This window comes from Methyloceanibacter sp. wino2 (assembly GCF_003071365.1).
Classification (GTDB): Bacteria; Pseudomonadota; Alphaproteobacteria; order Rhizobiales; family Methyloligellaceae; genus Methyloceanibacter.
Map to the genome: position 1 here is coordinate 722,142 of NZ_CP028960.1, position 17,396 is coordinate 739,537.

General features: G+C 62.0%; 21 protein-coding genes and 2 pseudogenes. 2 read left to right on the plus strand and 21 right to left on the minus strand.

Annotation, left to right across the window (positions count from 1 at the left end; all coding sequences use genetic code 11):
- Nucleotides 1-40: 40 nt before the first annotated feature.
- The 3 genes from nifK to nifH all read right to left on the minus strand — a co-directional run bounded on the left by nifK (nucleotide 41) and on the right by nifH (nucleotide 4,112).
- A complete protein-coding gene (gene nifK / locus DCY11_RS03330) occupies nucleotides 41-1,600 on the minus strand; it encodes a nitrogenase molybdenum-iron protein subunit beta (protein ID WP_108681251.1) in 1,560 nt (519 codons plus the stop codon).
- A 75-nt stretch (nucleotides 1,601-1,675) separates the two neighbouring features.
- Nucleotides 1,676-3,142, minus strand: coding sequence for a nitrogenase molybdenum-iron protein alpha chain (nifD, locus tag DCY11_RS03335; RefSeq protein ID WP_069444368.1), 1,467 nt, complete (start codon nucleotides 3,140-3,142; stop codon nucleotides 1,676-1,678).
- An 82-nt stretch (nucleotides 3,143-3,224) separates the two neighbouring features.
- Nucleotides 3,225-4,112 (minus strand): nitrogenase iron protein, encoded by an 888-nt coding sequence (nifH, locus tag DCY11_RS03340; RefSeq protein WP_108681252.1) that lies wholly within the window; start codon nucleotides 4,110-4,112, stop codon nucleotides 3,225-3,227.
- A gap of 453 nt (nucleotides 4,113-4,565) precedes the next feature.
- On the opposite strand from nifH, the gene DCY11_RS03345 reads away from it, so the two are divergent.
- The gene (locus DCY11_RS03345) at nucleotides 4,566-4,994 is read left to right on the plus strand and encodes a response regulator (RefSeq protein WP_108683645.1); all 429 of its coding nucleotides are present in this window, start codon (nucleotides 4,566-4,568) and stop codon (nucleotides 4,992-4,994) included.
- The gene (locus DCY11_RS03350) at nucleotides 4,991-5,476 is read left to right on the plus strand and encodes a hypothetical protein (protein ID WP_108681253.1); all 486 of its coding nucleotides are present in this window, start codon (nucleotides 4,991-4,993) and stop codon (nucleotides 5,474-5,476) included. Before DCY11_RS03345 ends, DCY11_RS03350 begins: the two co-directional genes overlap by 4 nt.
- A gap of 12 nt (nucleotides 5,477-5,488) precedes the next feature.
- Here the strand turns inward: DCY11_RS03350 and DCY11_RS03355 are convergent, their stop codons facing one another.
- From DCY11_RS03355 to sufC, 18 genes and pseudogenes are all read right to left on the minus strand, one after another.
- A complete protein-coding gene (locus DCY11_RS03355; RefSeq protein WP_108683646.1) occupies nucleotides 5,489-5,734 on the minus strand; it encodes a hypothetical protein in 246 nt (81 codons plus the stop codon).
- A 35-nt stretch (nucleotides 5,735-5,769) separates the two neighbouring features.
- Nucleotides 5,770-6,261, minus strand: a complete 492-nt coding sequence (locus DCY11_RS03360) for a hypothetical protein (protein WP_108681254.1) — start codon at nucleotides 6,259-6,261, stop codon at nucleotides 5,770-5,772.
- Nucleotides 6,262-6,279: 18 nt separating this feature from the next.
- On the minus strand, nucleotides 6,280-7,206 hold the full coding sequence (locus DCY11_RS03365; protein WP_108681255.1) for an SIR2 family protein: 927 nt from the start codon (nucleotides 7,204-7,206) through the stop codon (nucleotides 6,280-6,282).
- A gap of 13 nt (nucleotides 7,207-7,219) precedes the next feature.
- Nucleotides 7,220-7,486, minus strand: coding sequence for a hypothetical protein (locus tag DCY11_RS03370; RefSeq protein WP_371515026.1), 267 nt, complete (start codon nucleotides 7,484-7,486; stop codon nucleotides 7,220-7,222).
- Nucleotides 7,487-7,506: 20 nt separating this feature from the next.
- Entirely contained in the window at nucleotides 7,507-7,812 is a 306-nt protein-coding gene (locus DCY11_RS03375) for a 2Fe-2S iron-sulfur cluster-binding protein (RefSeq protein WP_108681256.1), read from the minus strand.
- 15 nt (nucleotides 7,813-7,827) lie between these two features.
- On the minus strand, nucleotides 7,828-8,979 hold the full coding sequence (locus tag DCY11_RS03380) for a DegT/DnrJ/EryC1/StrS aminotransferase family protein (RefSeq protein ID WP_108681257.1): 1,152 nt from the start codon (nucleotides 8,977-8,979) through the stop codon (nucleotides 7,828-7,830).
- Nucleotides 8,976-9,248 carry a hypothetical protein gene (locus DCY11_RS03385; RefSeq protein ID WP_108681258.1) on the minus strand — a complete coding sequence of 91 codons (273 nt, stop codon included), beginning with the start codon at nucleotides 9,246-9,248 and terminating at the stop codon, nucleotides 8,976-8,978. The genes DCY11_RS03380 and DCY11_RS03385 overlap by 4 nt, the downstream gene beginning before the upstream one ends.
- Nucleotides 9,249-9,250: 2 nt before the next feature.
- Nucleotides 9,251-9,460 carry a putative nitrogen fixation protein NifT gene (nifT, locus tag DCY11_RS03390; protein ID WP_108681259.1) on the minus strand — a complete coding sequence of 70 codons (210 nt, stop codon included), beginning with the start codon at nucleotides 9,458-9,460 and terminating at the stop codon, nucleotides 9,251-9,253.
- A 34-nt stretch (nucleotides 9,461-9,494) separates the two neighbouring features.
- Nucleotides 9,495-9,740 (minus strand): nitrogen fixation protein NifZ, encoded by a 246-nt coding sequence (locus DCY11_RS03395; protein ID WP_069444628.1) that lies wholly within the window; start codon nucleotides 9,738-9,740, stop codon nucleotides 9,495-9,497.
- Between the two features lie 59 nt (nucleotides 9,741-9,799).
- On the minus strand, nucleotides 9,800-10,132 hold the full coding sequence (locus tag DCY11_RS03400; RefSeq protein WP_108681260.1) for a nitrogen fixation protein NifZ: 333 nt from the start codon (nucleotides 10,130-10,132) through the stop codon (nucleotides 9,800-9,802).
- Complete coding sequence (locus DCY11_RS03405) at nucleotides 10,129-10,959, minus strand: 4Fe4S-binding leucine-rich repeat protein (RefSeq protein ID WP_108681261.1); 831 nt, start codon at nucleotides 10,957-10,959, stop codon at nucleotides 10,129-10,131. Before DCY11_RS03405 ends, DCY11_RS03400 begins: the two co-directional genes overlap by 4 nt.
- The gene (locus DCY11_RS03410; RefSeq protein ID WP_108681262.1) at nucleotides 10,949-11,485 is read right to left on the minus strand and encodes a hypothetical protein; all 537 of its coding nucleotides are present in this window, start codon (nucleotides 11,483-11,485) and stop codon (nucleotides 10,949-10,951) included. The genes DCY11_RS03405 and DCY11_RS03410 overlap by 11 nt, the downstream gene beginning before the upstream one ends.
- A 16-nt stretch (nucleotides 11,486-11,501) precedes the next feature.
- The gene (locus DCY11_RS03415; RefSeq protein WP_108681263.1) at nucleotides 11,502-11,840 is read right to left on the minus strand and encodes an iron-sulfur cluster assembly accessory protein; all 339 of its coding nucleotides are present in this window, start codon (nucleotides 11,838-11,840) and stop codon (nucleotides 11,502-11,504) included.
- Nucleotides 11,841-11,856: 16 nt separating this feature from the next.
- Nucleotides 11,857-12,075: pseudogene (locus tag DCY11_RS03420) on the minus strand (4Fe-4S binding protein); the annotation flags it as partial.
- Nucleotides 12,076-12,180: 105 nt separating this feature from the next.
- Nucleotides 12,181-13,689, minus strand: a complete 1,509-nt coding sequence (gene nifB, locus DCY11_RS03425; protein WP_174202156.1) for a nitrogenase cofactor biosynthesis protein NifB — start codon at nucleotides 13,687-13,689, stop codon at nucleotides 12,181-12,183.
- A gap of 318 nt (nucleotides 13,690-14,007) precedes the next feature.
- Nucleotides 14,008-15,248, minus strand: a pseudogene (locus tag DCY11_RS03430) (cysteine desulfurase).
- Nucleotide 15,249: 1 nt separating this feature from the next.
- Nucleotides 15,250-16,584 (minus strand): Fe-S cluster assembly protein SufD, encoded by a 1,335-nt coding sequence (gene sufD, locus DCY11_RS03435; protein WP_108681266.1) that lies wholly within the window; start codon nucleotides 16,582-16,584, stop codon nucleotides 15,250-15,252.
- Nucleotides 16,585-16,588: 4 nt separating this feature from the next.
- Entirely contained in the window at nucleotides 16,589-17,347 is a 759-nt protein-coding gene (sufC, locus tag DCY11_RS03440) for a Fe-S cluster assembly ATPase SufC (protein WP_108681267.1), read from the minus strand.
- Between the last annotated feature and the right edge of the window lie 49 nt (nucleotides 17,348-17,396).

The window sequence follows — 17,396 nt, forward strand, 5'->3', positions numbered from 1 at the left end:
GTTCTTCCCTCGCCGTTTCAGTTAAGAGTGGATCGTTCCGCTAGCGGATGATGTCGAAACTGAAGTCGGACTTGGCGGGAACATTCGTGTTCTGGTCGATCTCGTCGAAGATCTTGTCGAGAATCGTGATCAGAACATTCATGCCACCCTGGTAGCCCCAGACGGGACGGCGATGGTGGTGGTGACGATCGAACACCGGGAAGCCGATGCGGATCAGGGGTGTGCCCGTATCGCGCTCGAGATACTTGCCGTAGGTGTTGCCGATCAGGAAGTCGACCGGCTCGGTAAAGAGCAGCGACCGCATGTGCCACAGATCCTTGCCGGCATAGACATGGCAGTTCGCACCGTATGGCGAGCTGTCCAGCAGTTCCTGTACCTTCTTCGCCCAGCCCTTGCTGCCGTTGGTGGCAAGGATGTGGGTCGGCTCCGCGCCGAGTTCCAAGAGGAAGCCCGCAAGGCCGAGGCACAGGTCCGGATCGCCGTAGATCGCGAACTTCTTGCCGTGGATATGCGCCGAGGAATCGCCGATGGCATCCACCAGGCGGCCGCGCTCCTTGGCCAGCTCTTCCGGAATCTCCTTGCCCGTCAGGCGGGAGACTTCCATCAGGAACTTGTCCGTGGCCGAGACGCCAACCGGATGGTTGAAGGACGCGACTTCTTGGCCGTGACCCTTGATGAAAGGCAGCGTCTTCTCCGTGCAGTATTCCTGCATGGAGATTGTCGCCTTTGCATGAAGGGACTCGGCTGCTTCCTCGAGCGTGGTGCCGCCGTCATACATGCGGAACTCACCGTCGGTCGGGGTGTCCCAGACGTCGCTGTTGTCACCAAGGATGGTGTACTCGACACCCATCACGTCGAAGATGCGCTTGATCTCGCGCAAATTGCCGACCGTGTAGCCGTCGAAGCCGCCGATGAAGTTGATGCTGTCGTTGGGCTTGCGCTCGAGCTTCTCCGTGGTGCCGGCTTTGCCGTCCCAGAAGTGCTCGAAAATGCCCTTCATGACGTTGTCGTAGCCGGTGATGTGGCTGCCGACGAAGGCCGGCGTGTGTGCGAACGGCACGTCGAACTCTTGGGGAACGGAGCCCTTCTCCTTCGCGTTCTTGATGAACGCGTTGAGGTCGTCACCGATCACCTCGGCCATGCAGGTCGTGGACACCGAAATCATCTTCGGCTCGTAGAGCGAATAGGTATTCGCGAGTCCATCGACCATGTTGTTGAGGCCACCGAAGACCGCCGCGTCTTCCGTCATGGATGACGACACGCAGGAACTCGGCTCCTTGAAGTGGCGCGAGAAATGGCTGCGGTAGTAGGCGACGCAGCCTTGGCTGCCGTGCACGAAGGGGATGGTTCCTTCGAAGCCCACGGCGGCGAACACCGCGCCGAGCGGCTGGCAGGCCTTGGCCGGATTGACCGTCAGGGCCTCGCGGGCAAAGTTCTTCTCCTGGTACTCAGGGGTCTTCGTCCACTCGCGGATCTTCTCGACTTCCGCCTCGGGATGGGGATCCTCGAACTTCTCCTTCTTGTTCTTCAGCATCTCCTTGTATTCGGGCTGCCGGAACAGGTCGAAGTGGTCAAGGACGTTTTCAGCGTTCTGGGTCATGACATCTGTCCTTGCGCGGGTGCGCTGTTAGGGTCTCCCGCTCCGGCCGTGCCGAAGCGGGAGAGGCTCATCGGTTCAGTTCTTCCAAGGGGTTTGGGCCAGCTTCCAGACGGGCGCGTTGATCGCCATGTCCATATCGCGGGCGAAGATGGCGAAGCCGTCATAGCCGTGATACGGGCCGGAATAGTCCCAAGAGTGCATCTGCCGGAACGGCACACCCATCTTCTGGAAGACGTACTTTTCCTTGATGCCGGACCCGACAAGGTCAGGCTCGATCTTCTCGACGAACTTCTCGAACTCGTAGCCCGTGACGTCGTCGTAGATCAGCGTGCCGTCCTTCACGTAGTGCGTGGTACGCTGATAGTCGTCGTTGTGGCCGAACTCGTAGCCCGTGCCGACGACTTCCATGCCGAGATCCTCGTAAGCGCCGATCACGTGCCGGGGGCGTAAGCCGCCGACGAACAGCATGACCTTCTTGCCTTCGAGGCGCGGGCGGTACTTGGCGATGACGTCGTCCATCAGCGCCTGGTACTTGGCGATGACGCGCTCGGCGCCTTCCTTGATCTTGTCGTCGAAATGGCTGGCGATCTTGCGCAGGCTTTCGGCGATCTTGGACGGGCCGAAGAAGTTGTACTCGACCCACGGAATGCCGAACTTCTCTTCCATGTGCCGGGAGATGTAGTTCATCGACCGGTAGCAGTGCAGGACGTTCAGCTTGGCCTTGGGCGTGGCTTCCAGTTCGGCGATCGAACCGTCGCCGGACCACTGAGCGATCACCCGCAGGCCCATTTCTTCGAGAAGGATGCGCGAGGACCACGCATCGCCGCCGATATTGTAGTCGCCGATGATCGCAACATCGTAAGGGGTCGATTCGAACTTGGCCGGCTTGTCGCCTGCCTTGTCGAACACCCAATCGCGAACGGCATCGTTGGCAATGTGGTGACCGAGCGACTGGGACACGCCCCGGAAGCCCTCGCAGCGGACGGGGACGATGGTCTTGCCGTCATACTCCTTGGACTTTGACTTCGAGACGGCCTCGATGTCGTCGCCGATCAGACCGATCGGGCATTCGGACTGAACCGTGATGCCCTTGTTGAGGGGGAACAGTTCCTGGATTTCGTCCATGATCTTGGCGAGCTTTTTGTCGCCGCCGAAGACGATGTCCTTTTCCTGGAAGTCGGAGGTGAACTGCATCGTCACGAACGTGTCGATGCCGGTCGTGCCGATATAGTAGTTGCGGCGGGCCGCCCAGGAGTACTGGCCGCAGCCGACCGGACCGTGGCTGATGTGGATCATGTCCTTGATCGGACCCCACACCACACCCTTGGACCCGGCATAGGCGCAACCGCGAATGGTCATGACGCCGGGGATCGACTTGACGTTCGACTTCACGCCGCAGTCGGGTTTGCCTTCATCGAACTGGTTGAGGTGCTTGGCGCGCTTCTTCTTCGCTTTCGCGGGGTAAGCCTCCAAGACCTCGTCGACCAGTTCCTTGTTTCTCGCTTTGATGTCTTCAAGCTTCTCAGCTGTCGCCAAGCTCATGGCGCTACCTCATCTCGTCTAGAAAGTTGATCGGGGCACCGGTCCCTCCGCGAATGGAGGGACCGGTTGGTTGGTCTGCTGGTTAGGCGCTCGCTGCTTCGAGTTCGGCGGCGGTCAGGCCGACCTGGCTCTCGTCGACCGTCTTCATGATGCCGTGCTCCATGAGGATGTCCTCGAGCTCGTCCATCGTGATCGGGGTCGGGATGATGCCCTTGCCCGCATTGGCGTCGATCTTCTTCGCGAGGTTACGATAGTGCTGTGCCTGCCCAGATTCGGGCGCATACTCGATGACGGTCATGCGCCGCAGCTCAGCGTGCTGCACGATGTTGTCGCGTGGCACGAAGTAGATCAGCTCGGTACCGAGCCGCTTGGCCAGGGTCTCGGCCAGTTCCAGCTCCTTGTCGGTCTGACGCTCGTTGCAAACGAGGCCGCCGAGACGGACGCCGCCGGAGTTGGCGTATTTGAGAATGCCCTTCGAGATGTTGTTGGCCGCGTACATGGCCATCATCTCGCCGGACATGACGATGTAGATTTCCTGGGCCTTGTTCTCGCGAATGGGCATGGCGAAACCGCCGCACACCACGTCGCCCAGCACGTCGTAGGACACATAGTCGATGTCCTCGTAAGCGCCGTTCTCTTCCAGGAAGTTGATCGAGGTGATGACGCCACGGCCGGCGCAGCCGACGCCCGGCTCCGGGCCACCGGACTCAACACACTTGATGTCCTTGTAACCGATCTTCATCACGTCCTCGATCTCGAGGTCCTCGACGCTGCCCTCTTGGGCTGCGAGGCTCAGGATCGTGTCTTGCGCCTTGGCGTGAAGCATCAGGCGCGTCGAGTCGGCCTTGGGGTCGCAACCAACAATCAGAATGCGATGGCCCATCTCGGCCAGAGCGGCGAGGGTGTTCTGGGAAGTCGTGGACTTGCCGATACCACCTTTGCCGTAGAATGCGATTTGCCGCAGTGACATGGTCGATAATCTCCTTCGTAAGCGTTTGCCGTTGGACCGATGCACCTGCACCGGTCGCGGGGTAGCCTGTCGTCTCCATTGACTCTGTCGCGCGGCGCGCAGCTTGCGGACTTTGCTCCGGGCCGCTTTGCCAGCAACCACTCGCCTTGCACCGATCACTGGTGCAACGGGTGTGCCAAACGCTTTCGGGCGCCAATAATCGTTCTAAATCAGGGTCATGCCTGAAGTTCCGCCCCCGATCGGAGGCGTGTACCGAACCCGACATCGGGGCCGGATCGCCGGACATCCCCCTCTTGGTCTGTCGGGATTGGAACAACTGAAATTCGAGCCCTGGGCAGGCGCTGAGCCGGAAGTCCCAGCCTTGCAAGCAAATCCGTTCACGCTCGCGATTGACCGCTACAGCGGTACGGAAATTGCTTCTTTCTCCCCGCCAACAAAGGTGTGGGAGACAACATGCAAATCGGTGTTGAGACGGCCCGGTCGGTCGAGAACAAGAGGATCTTCGTTGTCGTCGACGACGAGATCGTTCGCGCAGCCCTGCAGTTCATGCTGCATGACGAGAACGAGACGCATGAGCTCGCAACTCTCGACCAGGCCTATGAAAAGGCCTGTGACTGGAGGCCGGACCTGATCCTTCTCGGTCAGGACATTGTCGAGCAACAGGGCGCGGATGTGCTGGGCGACATCAAGGACAAGGTCCCCGGCGCCCAAGTCGTGCTGATCGCGGAAAGCGCCGACAATCCGACGGCCAAGGCCACACTGGACGCCGGCGCCGCCGGCATCATCCCCAAGCCACTCACCATCGAGGGTGTGCGCTTCAAGGTCGATGTGGTCCTGGGGCGGCGCGAATTGCCGATGGTTCCACTGGACATGCTGAAGTGAGCGCGGCTGCGGAGGTTCTCGGCGGCGGGGATGGGATCGATTTCGGGCCCCTGCCCGAAACGATCGATGCGCTTCTGCAGGAAGGTGTCGTTGCCTATCGCCACGACAAGCCGGCTGCGGACCGTGTATTCCGCCAAGCCCTGGAGACAGCGCCGGACTCGCTCCCCGTCTATTACTGCCTCTACAAGATCCACACCTATCAAGGCAGTCTCGACGAAGCGAAGGCCATCGCGGAACGCGGCACGCGAGAAGCGGCACGCCAAGCCGGCTGGCCCGAAGCCTGGTGCATGTGGACGCCGCAGAACCCAATTCCCGATGGTGCCGGGCGTTTCGCCCTCTACACGCTCAAGGCGCTTGCGTTCATCTATCTCCGGCGCGGCGAGAGCGACGGGGCGCGCGCCATCCTCGAGCATCTGGCGATACTCGATCCCACCGGCACCGTCGGCTGGCCCGTCATCGCGGACCTTGCCGACGGGCTCTAGAAGCCGTCGCACTTAAATGCCTTCGGATTTCTTGCCCCAAGGAACGGAGCCGTCGACCAAGCTCGCGGTGATCCCGGCTTTGGCGACGGCATCCAATGTTCTGTATAGCGTTGCCTCGTGAACCAGCGTTCCGGTCTTCGTCGTGACGGCGACATAGCGCGCGACGCCATCGACATCGCACAGATAGCCGCCGCCGGGATCCGCCGTACTGCGGAGGTTGCCGTCCCAATCCACGAAGAACCCGAGCGCGCTGGACACGTCCACTCTCCTTTGGCTTGACCTTGTTATTGGCACTAGCCGCGGACAGACATCTTTCTGCGGGGGTCGTCGCCGCTGGTCATGTAGACATGGCCGAACCCGGTCTTCTCCCAGCTGACCTCTTCGGCCGGCAGTGGCATGCGCATGCTGGTGACGGCTATCGGGTGACCCCCCGTGGCGGACACTTCCGAGAGCTTGACCTCGGTCTTGCCGGGGCCGACCGAGAAGTCGGCCACGACGGTGCCGTCGGCCTTCAGTGCCCGCGCGAAACTCGGCGTGCCCACATTCACGGCCTCCACGGAATCTTCTGCGAAGGCCGGCGCGACGGCGCCGTCGTCGTCCTCGCCGCTCGGTTCCGCACCGAATGCGGGCGACGCAAAGGTGAAGGTCGCCAGCACGCCGCTGCGGGTGACATCGTGGTCGGGGAGCGGGGGGCGCCCCGTGGAATAGATAACGAGCGATCCTCCGTCGAGGGCCGCCTTCAACTCGTCGAGCGACGCCGACGCAAAACCTTCAGCCAGTCTCATGATCTCATCTCCGGACGATTAGGCGCCAAGCGCCATTTCGGGTTGTTGGGTTTCCACCTTCGCGCCGCTTCCCATGAGGGCTTCTGCGAAGGCCTCAAGCGTCATGTCGATGCGCTTGATGTTCTTCTCTTCGAGGAAGCGCAGTTCGTTCTTCGTCAACTCGCCCGGGAGCACCGCCCAATGGAAGTCGGACGACCGCTTGGAGACTTGCCGGGCCCAAAGCCGGTCGAGCTGTTTGCCGAAACGGCATCCGAGGAATAGGAAATGCCTACCCTTCCGGATGTCGCGCACGGGCTCAGGCACCGGCGTCTGAATATCGATCTCCGTCAGCACTTCGACAAAGTCCGTATCCGAGACGAGATAGTTCTGTGCCGGCGCAATCGATCCCAGCGGTTCGTAAAGCAGTGTCGCCCAGCGCTTCACTTCGTCCGGCGCCATCGCCGGGGCGCAACTCTCCACGCTGAACTTACTTTCCGGTGGATTCGGCAAGAGCGTAGCGTCCGATTCGAAATAGTGAATCCAATGGCCGTAGTGCTCCGTCTGGCTGATCCCCTGGGCAACGCCCCAAGGCTCGGAGCGGCTTGCCAGCGCCTTGTTAGGGAGATCGTCGTACCAGGCATGAACCAGCAGCGGCAGCTTCGGTAGCGCCGCCAGGTAGCGATGGAAATCCGTCGGCTCCATCTCGTTGGTGAAGGCTTCGGTCATCGCGGCCTTCACCGTGTTGCGGTGCTTGAAGTTTTCGATGAACTGCGCCGCTGCCGTCAGATTGTCGCGGATCTTGTGCGGCACGCTGGCCTTCTCGGTGAGCCGCGCGACGAGCGCGGCCGGTGAGGCTGGAACGGTGCAGGCGTCTCCCGCCAGTTCCAGCACGCCGGGTCCGAGATACGGGATCGCAAGGCCTTCATCGAAAGCCGCGCGGATTTCATCGATCAGTTCAGCCGACATTTCGTCCGCCTTTCTAGTTCGCAGTCATGGTCTTGAGCGCTTCGACCTCTTCCGGCGGAAGACGGAAGATTCCCCGTCCGCCTGAGAGCGGCTGGAATTTCGTACCCGCCTTGTCGCTCAACCGGTTGAACCAGTCCTGCGGCGTCAGACTGGTGGGCCGCTCGCCGATTTCGTTCACGCTGCCGTCGGCCGAGAACCGCACGTGGATCATCGTGACAGCCGGTTTGGCCGGCGCCGCTTCCGCGGCCTCGTCCGTCTCTGTCTTCTCTTCCTTAGCCATGGCTCTACGCTCCTCTTCTTTTAGAATCCCGAAAACTCGCCAAGCAGCTCTACGGTCACCGGCTCGGTCCCCAGCGTGATCTGGCAGGCCAGTCGCGACTTGGAGCCGACACCGATAATCGTATCGAGCTTGGCGTTCTCTTCAGGGGTCATCCGGGAAATGCCTTTGCGGCCTTCCTGCACGAAGATGTGGCAGGAGCCGCATTCGGCCTTGCCCTCGCATTTGTGGTTGATCGGCTCGCCCGCTCCGAGCAGCACTTCGAGAACGTTCGCGCCTTCATTTGCTTCGATAGTCTTGCCTGACGGCATGATGGTCAGTGTTGGCATTGCCCAGCCCTTCTCTCAGAGGTAAATCGCAGCACCCGCGCCCACATTGATGGACGCGTCCTTCATCGTCGAAACGAGGAAGGTGATCTGCTCTTCGGTTAAGTGGATATGGAACGGCAGGGCTACGGCACGGTCTGCGACTTTCTCCGTCACGAAGAAGTCGCCCTTGCGGTAGCCCTTGTCGAGATAGTAGCGCTGCAGATGCAGCGGACTGCTGTAGATCGCCGCTTCGACGTTCTCGGTACGGAGGTCCTCGACAATGGCCTCGCAGCTTGAACGCGTGAACCGCGTGCCGAGGTGGACAAGAAACAGGAACCAGTGCACCTCGTCCACGTCAGGGCCCACATAAGGCGGCTTGATTCCCTCGAAGGTCTGCACGGACTTCGCATACCAATGCTCGATGCGCTTGCGCCGTTCGAGGATCTCCTCGATGCGATTGAGTTGCGCGAGCCCGAGCGCCGCGGCCAAATCGCTCATCCCTGCACCGAGCGCCGGCGTGCCGCCGATCACCACGGAGCTTCGCTCGTCGGGTGCATGGGAGCGGTAGCGCCGCAGGGCGGAAGCGATGTCAGGATCGTCCGTCACGACCATCCCGCCCTCGCCGCAAATGAGCGGACCGGGCTGAGAGAAATCGAACACCGCGCAATCGCCGAAGCTGCCGACCTTCTCGCCCTTGTAGACGGAGCCGATGGCTTCGGTGGAATCCTCGATGAGTACGAGGCCGTACTCGTTCGCGATCTCCCGCAGTTCGGTCCACGCGGCCGGGTGACCGTTCGTGTTCGCGGCGACAATCGCGTAGGTGCTGGCATTGACTGCCTTGGATACCTTGTCCGGAACGATGGTTCCCGACCAATAGTCGATGTCGGCAAAGACCGTGTTGGCGCCCGTGTGCACGATCGCCGCTGCAGTCTCCCGCCAGGAAAATGGCGAGGCAATCACCTCCTGGCCGGGCCCGACGCCATGGGCGTAGAGCGCCAGGATCATGGCGAGCCGTCCGCTTGCGGTGGCGACGGCGTATTTGCGGCCCGTATATTCGGCGAAAGCCGCCTCGAAGGCCTCGACAGCAGGACCCGAAGAGAGCCGCGGCGACGACAAGACAGCGTTGAGCGCTTCGAGTTCCGCCGTGGTGATGTCGGGATCGGACAGAGGAATGTCGGTTGGCTTCACGACTGCCCCCTCTTCTTCGCAATGACGATCCCGGTCGCCGCCGACGCATCCGCCGTCAGGCGCCAGCAATGGTCCGTGCCGTCGACGAGATAGAGGTTGAAGGCCGGATACTCCCGGAAAGGATCCTCCGCATCGACGTCGGACTGATCGCAGCGTGTCATGGACAGGTCGGGGAATTGCGCGCGCACGGCATCCACCGCGCCAAGTTCGCCTTCCGCCTGGCCAAGCAAGCCTTCAATCGCCGCGATATCGTCGGGGGCGAGGACCATGGTTATTGACTAAGCCGCCTTGCGTTCACCGTGATCGGCAGGGATGTGTCCGGCGCCATGGCGGGCAGTTCGAGCTCCCAGCCATTGGCGAGCGTCACCGTGCCGCCCCACATGTCGGGCTTCTCCATGGCGACGATTGGCTCTTCGAGATCCTTCTTCGCAACGTAGGCTGAGAGTTTGCCTTCGTAGTCCTTGCGGATCATGACCTTCACGGGTTGGCGCTCCTATTTGGTTTGGTTGTTTCCGTCATGCCTCGACCGGCACGATTTCTTCTTCGAGGCAGCCGACTACGCGGTCGGGTGAAAACTCGACGAGATAGACAGGCGTGTTCGATTCCTCATGCCGACCGACCTGAACGATTTCACCGTTCTCGCCGGCGCTCACCAGGAGCGCATCGGGCGCCTTGTCCGGATAGCTGCCGTCATTGACGAGATTCTCCGTCGCCTGAACACGCTGCCCCCAGTCGTATTTGGGGAGGCGCGGTTCGATCATCGGCGCACGCGCTTCGGGCGCGGCGGCCTTTTCTGCTTGTTCGGTCGCGTCCTGGTCGCTCACGTCACGTCCTCCGATTTCGTCTTGGTCGCGGTCTTGGGCTTTTGCGGCTCGATCGGATTGTCGACGGACTCGAGCTCCTTGCGCTTCATGCCGACCCGGTAGCCCGTTTCCATGAATTCGACGCCGTAGATGTAGAACTGCTGGAGGAAGGTTCCGATCGAGGTGACGTAACCCTCCTCGCCCTTCTTCGCGAGAATTTCGCCAATGTCTTTTCCCGGAAACGTCCCGTCGTTGCGGATCGTCCGTCTGGAGCGCACACGTTCGCCGTAGCTGAATGTCGGTGGGTCGTTGATCTCGACTACGCTGCTGTCACGGCTGATATTCGTCATGAGGTACGCTCCAGCATTTCGTCCTCCGGACTTTCGGCATTCAGTATTTCGGTTGCCTCATCCTCCGTGACCGCACCATTGTCCGGGCGCGTGAGACGGGCATAGACGAGCTGCCGCACCACGGGATCGCTGTCGTCCTGCATCGCCGCGAGCGCTTCTCCCTCGATATTGCTCGCCACGTGGAAGCGAACGCGCCAATCCGGATCCCGGCGAAGGAGAACGAGCTGACGGGGTGTCAGCCGCCGCGCGGCCTCGAGCCGCACGCTCGGTTCCGCATCGTTGGCCATCTGCATCAAGAACCGTTCCTCGACGCGGCTGACGACGACGCGACGGACGGCCGCCTCGCTGTCGTGCATCATCGAGGTGAGGTGTTTCGGCGAGATGCGCCGGGCCACGACCGTGCGAACGTAGTAGTCCGGGTCGTACATCATCGAGGGCAGATCGTCGTCGTTCAGCGTCAGGGCGATCCGAATGCGGACCTCGCGATGGGGATCGGCCCGAAGATCGAGCAGGTAGCGGTACGGCAAACGCCGCACGGCGCTCCAGCGCACGGTTTCCTCGGAATCCTTCAGCAGCGGGGGCAGTCTGAAGACCGTTGCGTGTTTCGCGGCCACGGCCCGAAGTTCGAAATAGGGATGGGCGAGGTAGCCGTCCGCGAGCGACGGGTTCTGATCGAAGAAGCGGTCGATCCGGCGCGCATAGCGGTCTTGGACGCAGGCCTTCCGAGGCTCGCACTTGTCTTCGCTGCGAAGGGCCTCATGAGCGCAAGCGCCGCAGTCGATCTCTTGGCCCTGCCAATCGAGAGTCTCTTGGATGTCAGTCGTCATCGCCCTGCCCCATCCGCTCGAGCACACCCAGCAAGACGTGCGCGCCGAGCTTGTCGCTCGGATCGAGTTCAAGCAGTTTGTCGACGATCTCCCGCCCCGCGTCCGTGTCGCCAAGGCGCATGTGCAGATAGGCACAGCCCTTGAGCGTGAAGAGATAGAAGCGCGGCAGGATCGCCTCGAAGCTGGAAAAGTCCGCATCGCCGGGACGCACGGCCCTCCAGTCGAGCGGCAGCTCGTTGGCGCGGGCGGCCTTGTCGAGACAGATCTCGGCGATCCCCAGCGCATCGGCCAAACGGCCCTTGTAGAAGTAGAACCGATAGAGCCCGATCAGCACAGCGACGTGCTCCGGCGCCAGCGATTGCGCCTCGCGCAAATGCTGCTCCGCCAGGGCGTCGTCTTGGTAGGCGAGGCCGGCGAGGTTCAGGTGCTGCTCGGCTTCCGCGGGCAACCCGCCGCCCAGAACGGCCTCGGCCGCCGTGACGTCGAGGGCGAAATCCGCCAAATCTCCGGTCTGAACCGCCGACATCGCCCTGCCCTGCCCGTCAGCCTGCTACGCTTTCGGCCGCATCTTCCGTCGAACAACCGCAAGATGCGGCATTGGGATCGAGGAAGACGAAGCCGCTGGACGTCGGCGTCTCGGCGAAGTCGATGGTCACGCCTTCCAGAAGCAGGCGGCTTTCGGCAGGCAGGAAGAAGCGAAGATCCCCGACCTCAACGAGCTTGTCGCCTTCGCGGGGCGCGCTTTCGACATCGAACTCGGCCGAAAGCCCGGAACATCCGCCAGGGCTCACGGCGAGACGAAGGGCACTTCCGGGACCGCCGTCAAACATAAGCAGTCGGCGGATAAACTTCTCGGCGGCCGGTGTAACGGTGAAACTCATGCCTTTCCTCCTTAGGCGGGGGCTGATAGCGCGGGACCGAATTGTCGATGACGCAGGTGTCGTCGACGGGGCACACCGCGACGCATTGCGGCGTGTCGAAATAGCCGATGCACTCGGTGCACTTCTTGGGATCGATGATGAACGTGCCGCCCTTTTCGTAGATGGCGACGTTGGGACACTCGGGTTCGCAAGCCGAACAGCCCGTGCATTGCGAAGCGACGATTTTGTAGGACATTGTTCTTGGGTTCCTCTCTCAGCAAATACCGCCTTGGCGTTGGACGATTTGCGGGGCGGCGGGCTCCGTACAAACAACGCCGCCCCGCGCCTCATCGTCCCGTGGTCAGGCGGCGATATAGGCTCCCTGGCGAATGGTGGCGTCGTCACGTTGGGTGTGCTCGATCTCGCCGCTCTTCACCTTCGCGAGATAGTCCTTGAAGTAGGCGATGGCCGACTTCTCGATGAACTCGAGGGCGTATTCGTCGACTGGATCGATGCCCGCTTCCTTGAGATCGTTCTTGGGGCAGCCGCCGATCTTCGACACGAACACCGCCGTGCAGTCTTGGATCGCGCGGATCACCGTTTCGAGCGCGTCTTCCTCGCCATAGCCGCCCTGGCAGTACAGATCGACGCGGCGGTGACCGACGAATTTGGCGCCCGCGGTCGACACCTCGTAGATCTGGAACTCCTTGGCGTGGCCGAAATGCTCGTTTATCCGGCCGCCGCCCTTCGTGGCGACGGCGATGAGGATATTGATGTCGCTATGCTCGCCGGCGAGCGACTCGAGCTCGTCCTTCTTCGCCGAGACTGTTGCCTGGCGCTCTTCTTCCACCTTGGCCTGATAGGCCTGACGCGAGGAGAGATCGTATTCGACGTCCATCTCCATGATCTTCTCGGTGGTGAACTCGGCGCTGCGGTCTTCACCGAGAAGACCGACGGCATCGGCCCGGCACTGACGGCAGTGCCGCATCATGTTCATTTCGCCTTCACAGGCATCCTGAAGGGCCTTCAGCTCCTGGGCCGAGGGTCCGCGCTGGCCGTTCAGACCAAAGACGGTGCCATGCTCCGGTGCGGAGATGAGCGGCATGATGTTGTGCAGGAAGGCGCCGCGCGACTTCACGGCCTTGTTCACCTCGACGAGATGCTCGTCGTTGATGCCCGGGATCATCACCGAGTTGACCTTGCAGAGAATGCCCCGCTCAGAGAGCATTTCGAGGCCCTTGAGCTGGCGTTCGCTCAAGATCCGCGACGCCTCGACGCCGGTGACGCGCTTGTGCTCCCAAAAGATCCAGGGATAGATCTTCGCGCCGACCTCGGGATCGACCATGTTGATGGTGATCGTGACGTGGTCGACATTGTACTTCGCGATCTCGTCGACATAGTCGGGCAGCGCTAAACCATTCGTCGACAGGCACAGCTTGATGTCAGGTGCCGTCTCCATGATCATTTCGAACGTCTTGAAGGTCTTGGCGGGGTTTGCCAGCGCATCTCCGGGGCCGGCGATGCCGAGCACCGTCATCTGCGGAATGGTCGAGGCGACGGCCAGGACCTTCTTGGTCGCTTGCTCCGGGGTCAGGCGTTCGCTCACCACGCCCGGGCGCGACTCGTTCGCACAATCGTATTTGCGATTGCAGTAATTGCATTGAATGTTGCAGGCAGGCGCGACCGCCACATGCATGCGCGCATAGTGATGATGCGCCTCTTCTGAGTAGCAGGGATGGTTCTTGACCTTCTCCCAGATTTCCGGCGGCAGGTCCGTTTCGCCGGCGCCCGTGCCGCAACTGGCCTTTCCGTCGCCGCCGCTGGTGCCGCAGCCTTTGTGCTCGGCAATCTTCTGCATGATGTCGTCCATGTCCGATACGGCTTCCGCCGTTTCGGTCTCAGGCTGCTCAATCAATCCGTCCATGTTCGGGTCCTCGCTGATCCGGGTGACCTAGGGCCTCGTGCCCCACACGGCGCGCCGCGCACGTCTTAGAAAGACTCTACGCAACTCGCGTGCCAGCGTTCCCGCGCCCCCTAGACCATTGATCGAGATCAAGTTTTTCGAGCGTCCGTGCTGTCGCGATGCCGACATCGCTGGTCGGCGCCGAAGCTGTAGCTGTGCGAAAAGCGACATTGTCGTAGGCATCACAAGGCTTTGGACGAGGACTGATCGACGTGAGCGGCAGCGTCAGGCAAGGAGCGCCTGCACCTTGCCGAGCGCCGTCACGAAGGCGTCGACTTCCGCCTTCGTGTTGTAGAGGCCGAACGAGGCACGGCAGGTGGCTGAGACGCCGAAGCGTTCGAGCAGCGGCATGGCACAATGCGTCCCCGCCCGCACGGCAACTCCGGACTTGTTGATCAGGGTCGCGTAGTCGTGCGGGTGCCCCTCCTTCATCTCGAAGGAGATGATGGCGCCCTTGTCTTCGGCATTGCCGATGATGCGCAAGGAATTGATCTCGCGGAGGCGCTCCTGCGCGTAGGCCATGAGCTCTGCTTCGTGTGCCCGGATGCGGGGCTTACCGATCGAGTCGATGTAGTCGAGCGCCGCGTGCAGACCGATGGCCTGCACGATCGGCGGCGTGCCGGCCTCGAACTTATGCGGCGGCTCGCCATAGGTGACGGTGTCCTGGAAGACTTCGCGGATCATCTCACCGCCGCCGTTGAACGGCGCCATCGCCGCGAGGTGCTCGTATTTGCCGTAGAGCGCACCGATGCCCGTCGGGCCATACAGCTTGTGCCCGGTGATCACATAGAAATCGCAGTCAATATCCTGCACATCCACATCGAGATGGACGGAGCCCTGCGCACCGTCGACAAGCACCGGGATGCCGCGGGCATGCGCGATGCGGGTCACTTCCTTGACGGGAACGACCGAGCCAGAACGTTCGACATCTGCGTGATGGCGACCATCTTCGTGCGATCGGTAAGGAGCTTCTCGAACTCGTCGATGAGGAAGTTGCCCTCGTCGTCGACCGGTGCCCATTTGATGACGGCGCCGTAGTGCTCCCGCAGGAAATGCCAGGGAACGATGTTGGCATGGTGCTCCATGATCGAGAGCACGATCTCGTCGCCGGGCATGATGCAGTCGCGGCCAAAGGTCGATGCAACGAGATTGATCGCTTCGGTGGCGCTGCGCGTGAAGACGATCTCCTCGTTCCGCTTGGCATTTAGAAACGTCGCCACCCGGCCGCGCGCGGCCTCATAGGCTTCCGTCGCGACATTGGAGAGGTGATGCAGGCCGCGATGCACGTTGGCGTATTCGGTGGTGTAGGCCGTGTTCAGCCGGTCGAGCACCGCCGTCGGTTTCTGCGCGGACGCCGCGTTGTCGAAATAGATCAGCGGCTTTCCTTCGACTTCGAGGTCGAGGATCGGAAAGTCTTTTCGAACACGCGCCACGTCATAGGCGCCATTCTGCACGGCCTCATGCATCTTACTCGTCTCCGGCTTGCAGCCAATCGGCCACGGCGTCCATCAGAAGCGTCTTCAAGCCCTCATGGGCGATGTTCTCGAGCGTCTCTCCGGCAAAAGCCTGGATCAGCAAGGACTCCGCATCGTCCGCAGCGATCCCGCGCGCCATGAGATAGAAGCGCAGATCCTCGTCGAGTGCGCCCGCCGTGGTGCCGTGACCGCACTGAACGTCGTCGGCAAAGATCTCGAGTTCGGGTTTGGAATCGAACTCCGCGGTTTCGGACAGGAGCAGCGCCTGGGCCATCATCTTGGCATCCGTCTTCTGTGCGTCCGGCGCGACGGAAATTTTGCCCTGGAAAATGCCGCGGCTCTCGTCGGCCAGGACGGACTTGAAGACCTCGCGGGCCACGCAGCCGGGCGCGATGTGATTGGCGACGAGTGTCGTATCGGCGTGCTGGTTTCCGCGCAGAAGGCTGGCGCCACGAATGTCGGTCGAGGAACCCTCGCCTTTCATCTCGAGGAAGAGCTGATTGCGCACGACGGCTCCGCCGGTCGTCAGCGCGAAATGATTGAAGGTCGCGTGCGCGCCGAGCGATGCCATGAGGCTTGCCAGGTGCAGAGACGTCCGCTCCTCCTGCAGGCACTTCACGTGGTCGACGCGTGCCCCGTCACCGATGACGAGTTCGAGCCCGATATTGGGCTGGTATTCGGCATCGTCCAGCGCCTGGTGACTCTCGATGAGCGTCAGCGCCGCGCCATTCTCGACAACGACCAGGGAGCGGACGAAGGCGGACGCCGGTACGGCTCCTGTCGCCACGAAGGCAAGATGAATGGGGCGTTCGATCCGGGCGCCCTCTTCAACATGGATGACGACGCCATCGCCCATGAACGCGGTGTTGAGTTCGACGGCCGCATCCTCGACGGGCGCGACGGTGCCGAGATACCCGGCAACGAGCGGGTCGCCATCTGCCAGTGCCTTCGCCATCGTGGCGATACTCAGTCCCGTTTCCAGCCCATCGAGATCGGACAGTTCGGGGACAACCGAGCCGTCCACAATGACGATGCGCCGCGCGCCGATGCCGGCGAAGATGGACTCCGCGTTCCAGGCGGCCGTCTTCGCTTCCGCCGATGGCGGCGCCGCGAGCGGCCTTGCCTCGCGCAGCAGCGACTTGAGGTCGGTATAGCGCCACGCCTCCACCCGGCGATGAGGCAACCCTTCGGTGCCGAAGCGCGCAAAGGCGTCTTCACGCTTGGCTCTGACGCCACTGTCGCCTGGCAGTTTCGAGCCGACCGAGGCGAAGGCCTCGGCGAGGCCCAACTCGGCCACCGTCCTGTTCGCGGTCACGTTCTCGCCCATCGGACTACGCGGCCTCCTGCTGATACTGGGCATAGCCCGAGGCTTCGAGTTCGAGGGCAAGCTCCTTGCCGCCTGTCCGCACGATCTTTCCGGCCGACAGCACATGCACGATGTCGGGCACGATGTAGTCGAGAAGGCGCTGGTAGTGCGTGATGACCACGAAGCCTCGCTCCGGAGAGCGCAAGCGGTTCACGCCTTCTGACACGACCTTGAGGGCATCGATGTCGAGCCCCGAGTCCGTTTCGTCGAGGAGGCACAGCTTCGGCTCGAGCAAGGCCATCTGCATGGTCTCGGCCCGCTTCTTCTCGCCGCCGGAGAAGCCCACATTCACGGGACGCTTGAGCATCTCCATATTGATGCCGAGTTGGGCGGCGACCTCCTTCACCTTGCGGATGACATCGGGAGAGGAGAGTTCCGGTTCGCCGCGCGCCTTGCGCTGGGCATTAAGCGCCGCCCGCAGGAATGTCATCGTCGCCACGCCGGGAATTTCCATCGGGTACTGGAACGCGAGGAATACACCTGCGCAGGCGCGCTCCGACGGTTCCATGTCGAGCATGCTCTCCCCGTTGAGGAGAATGTCACCTTCCGTGACCTCATAACCGTCCCGGCCCGACAGGACATAGGAGAGCGTCGACTTGCCGGCGCCGTTGGGACCCATGATCGCGTGGACCTCGCCCGGGTTCACGACGAGATCGAGACCGTTCAGGATCTTCTTGCCGTCGATCTCCGCGTGGAGATTCTTGACTTCCAAAAGGGGTGTCATCGTGCGCGTCCTTTTCTCAGCGAATGTTTCATCTCAGCATCCATCGCGG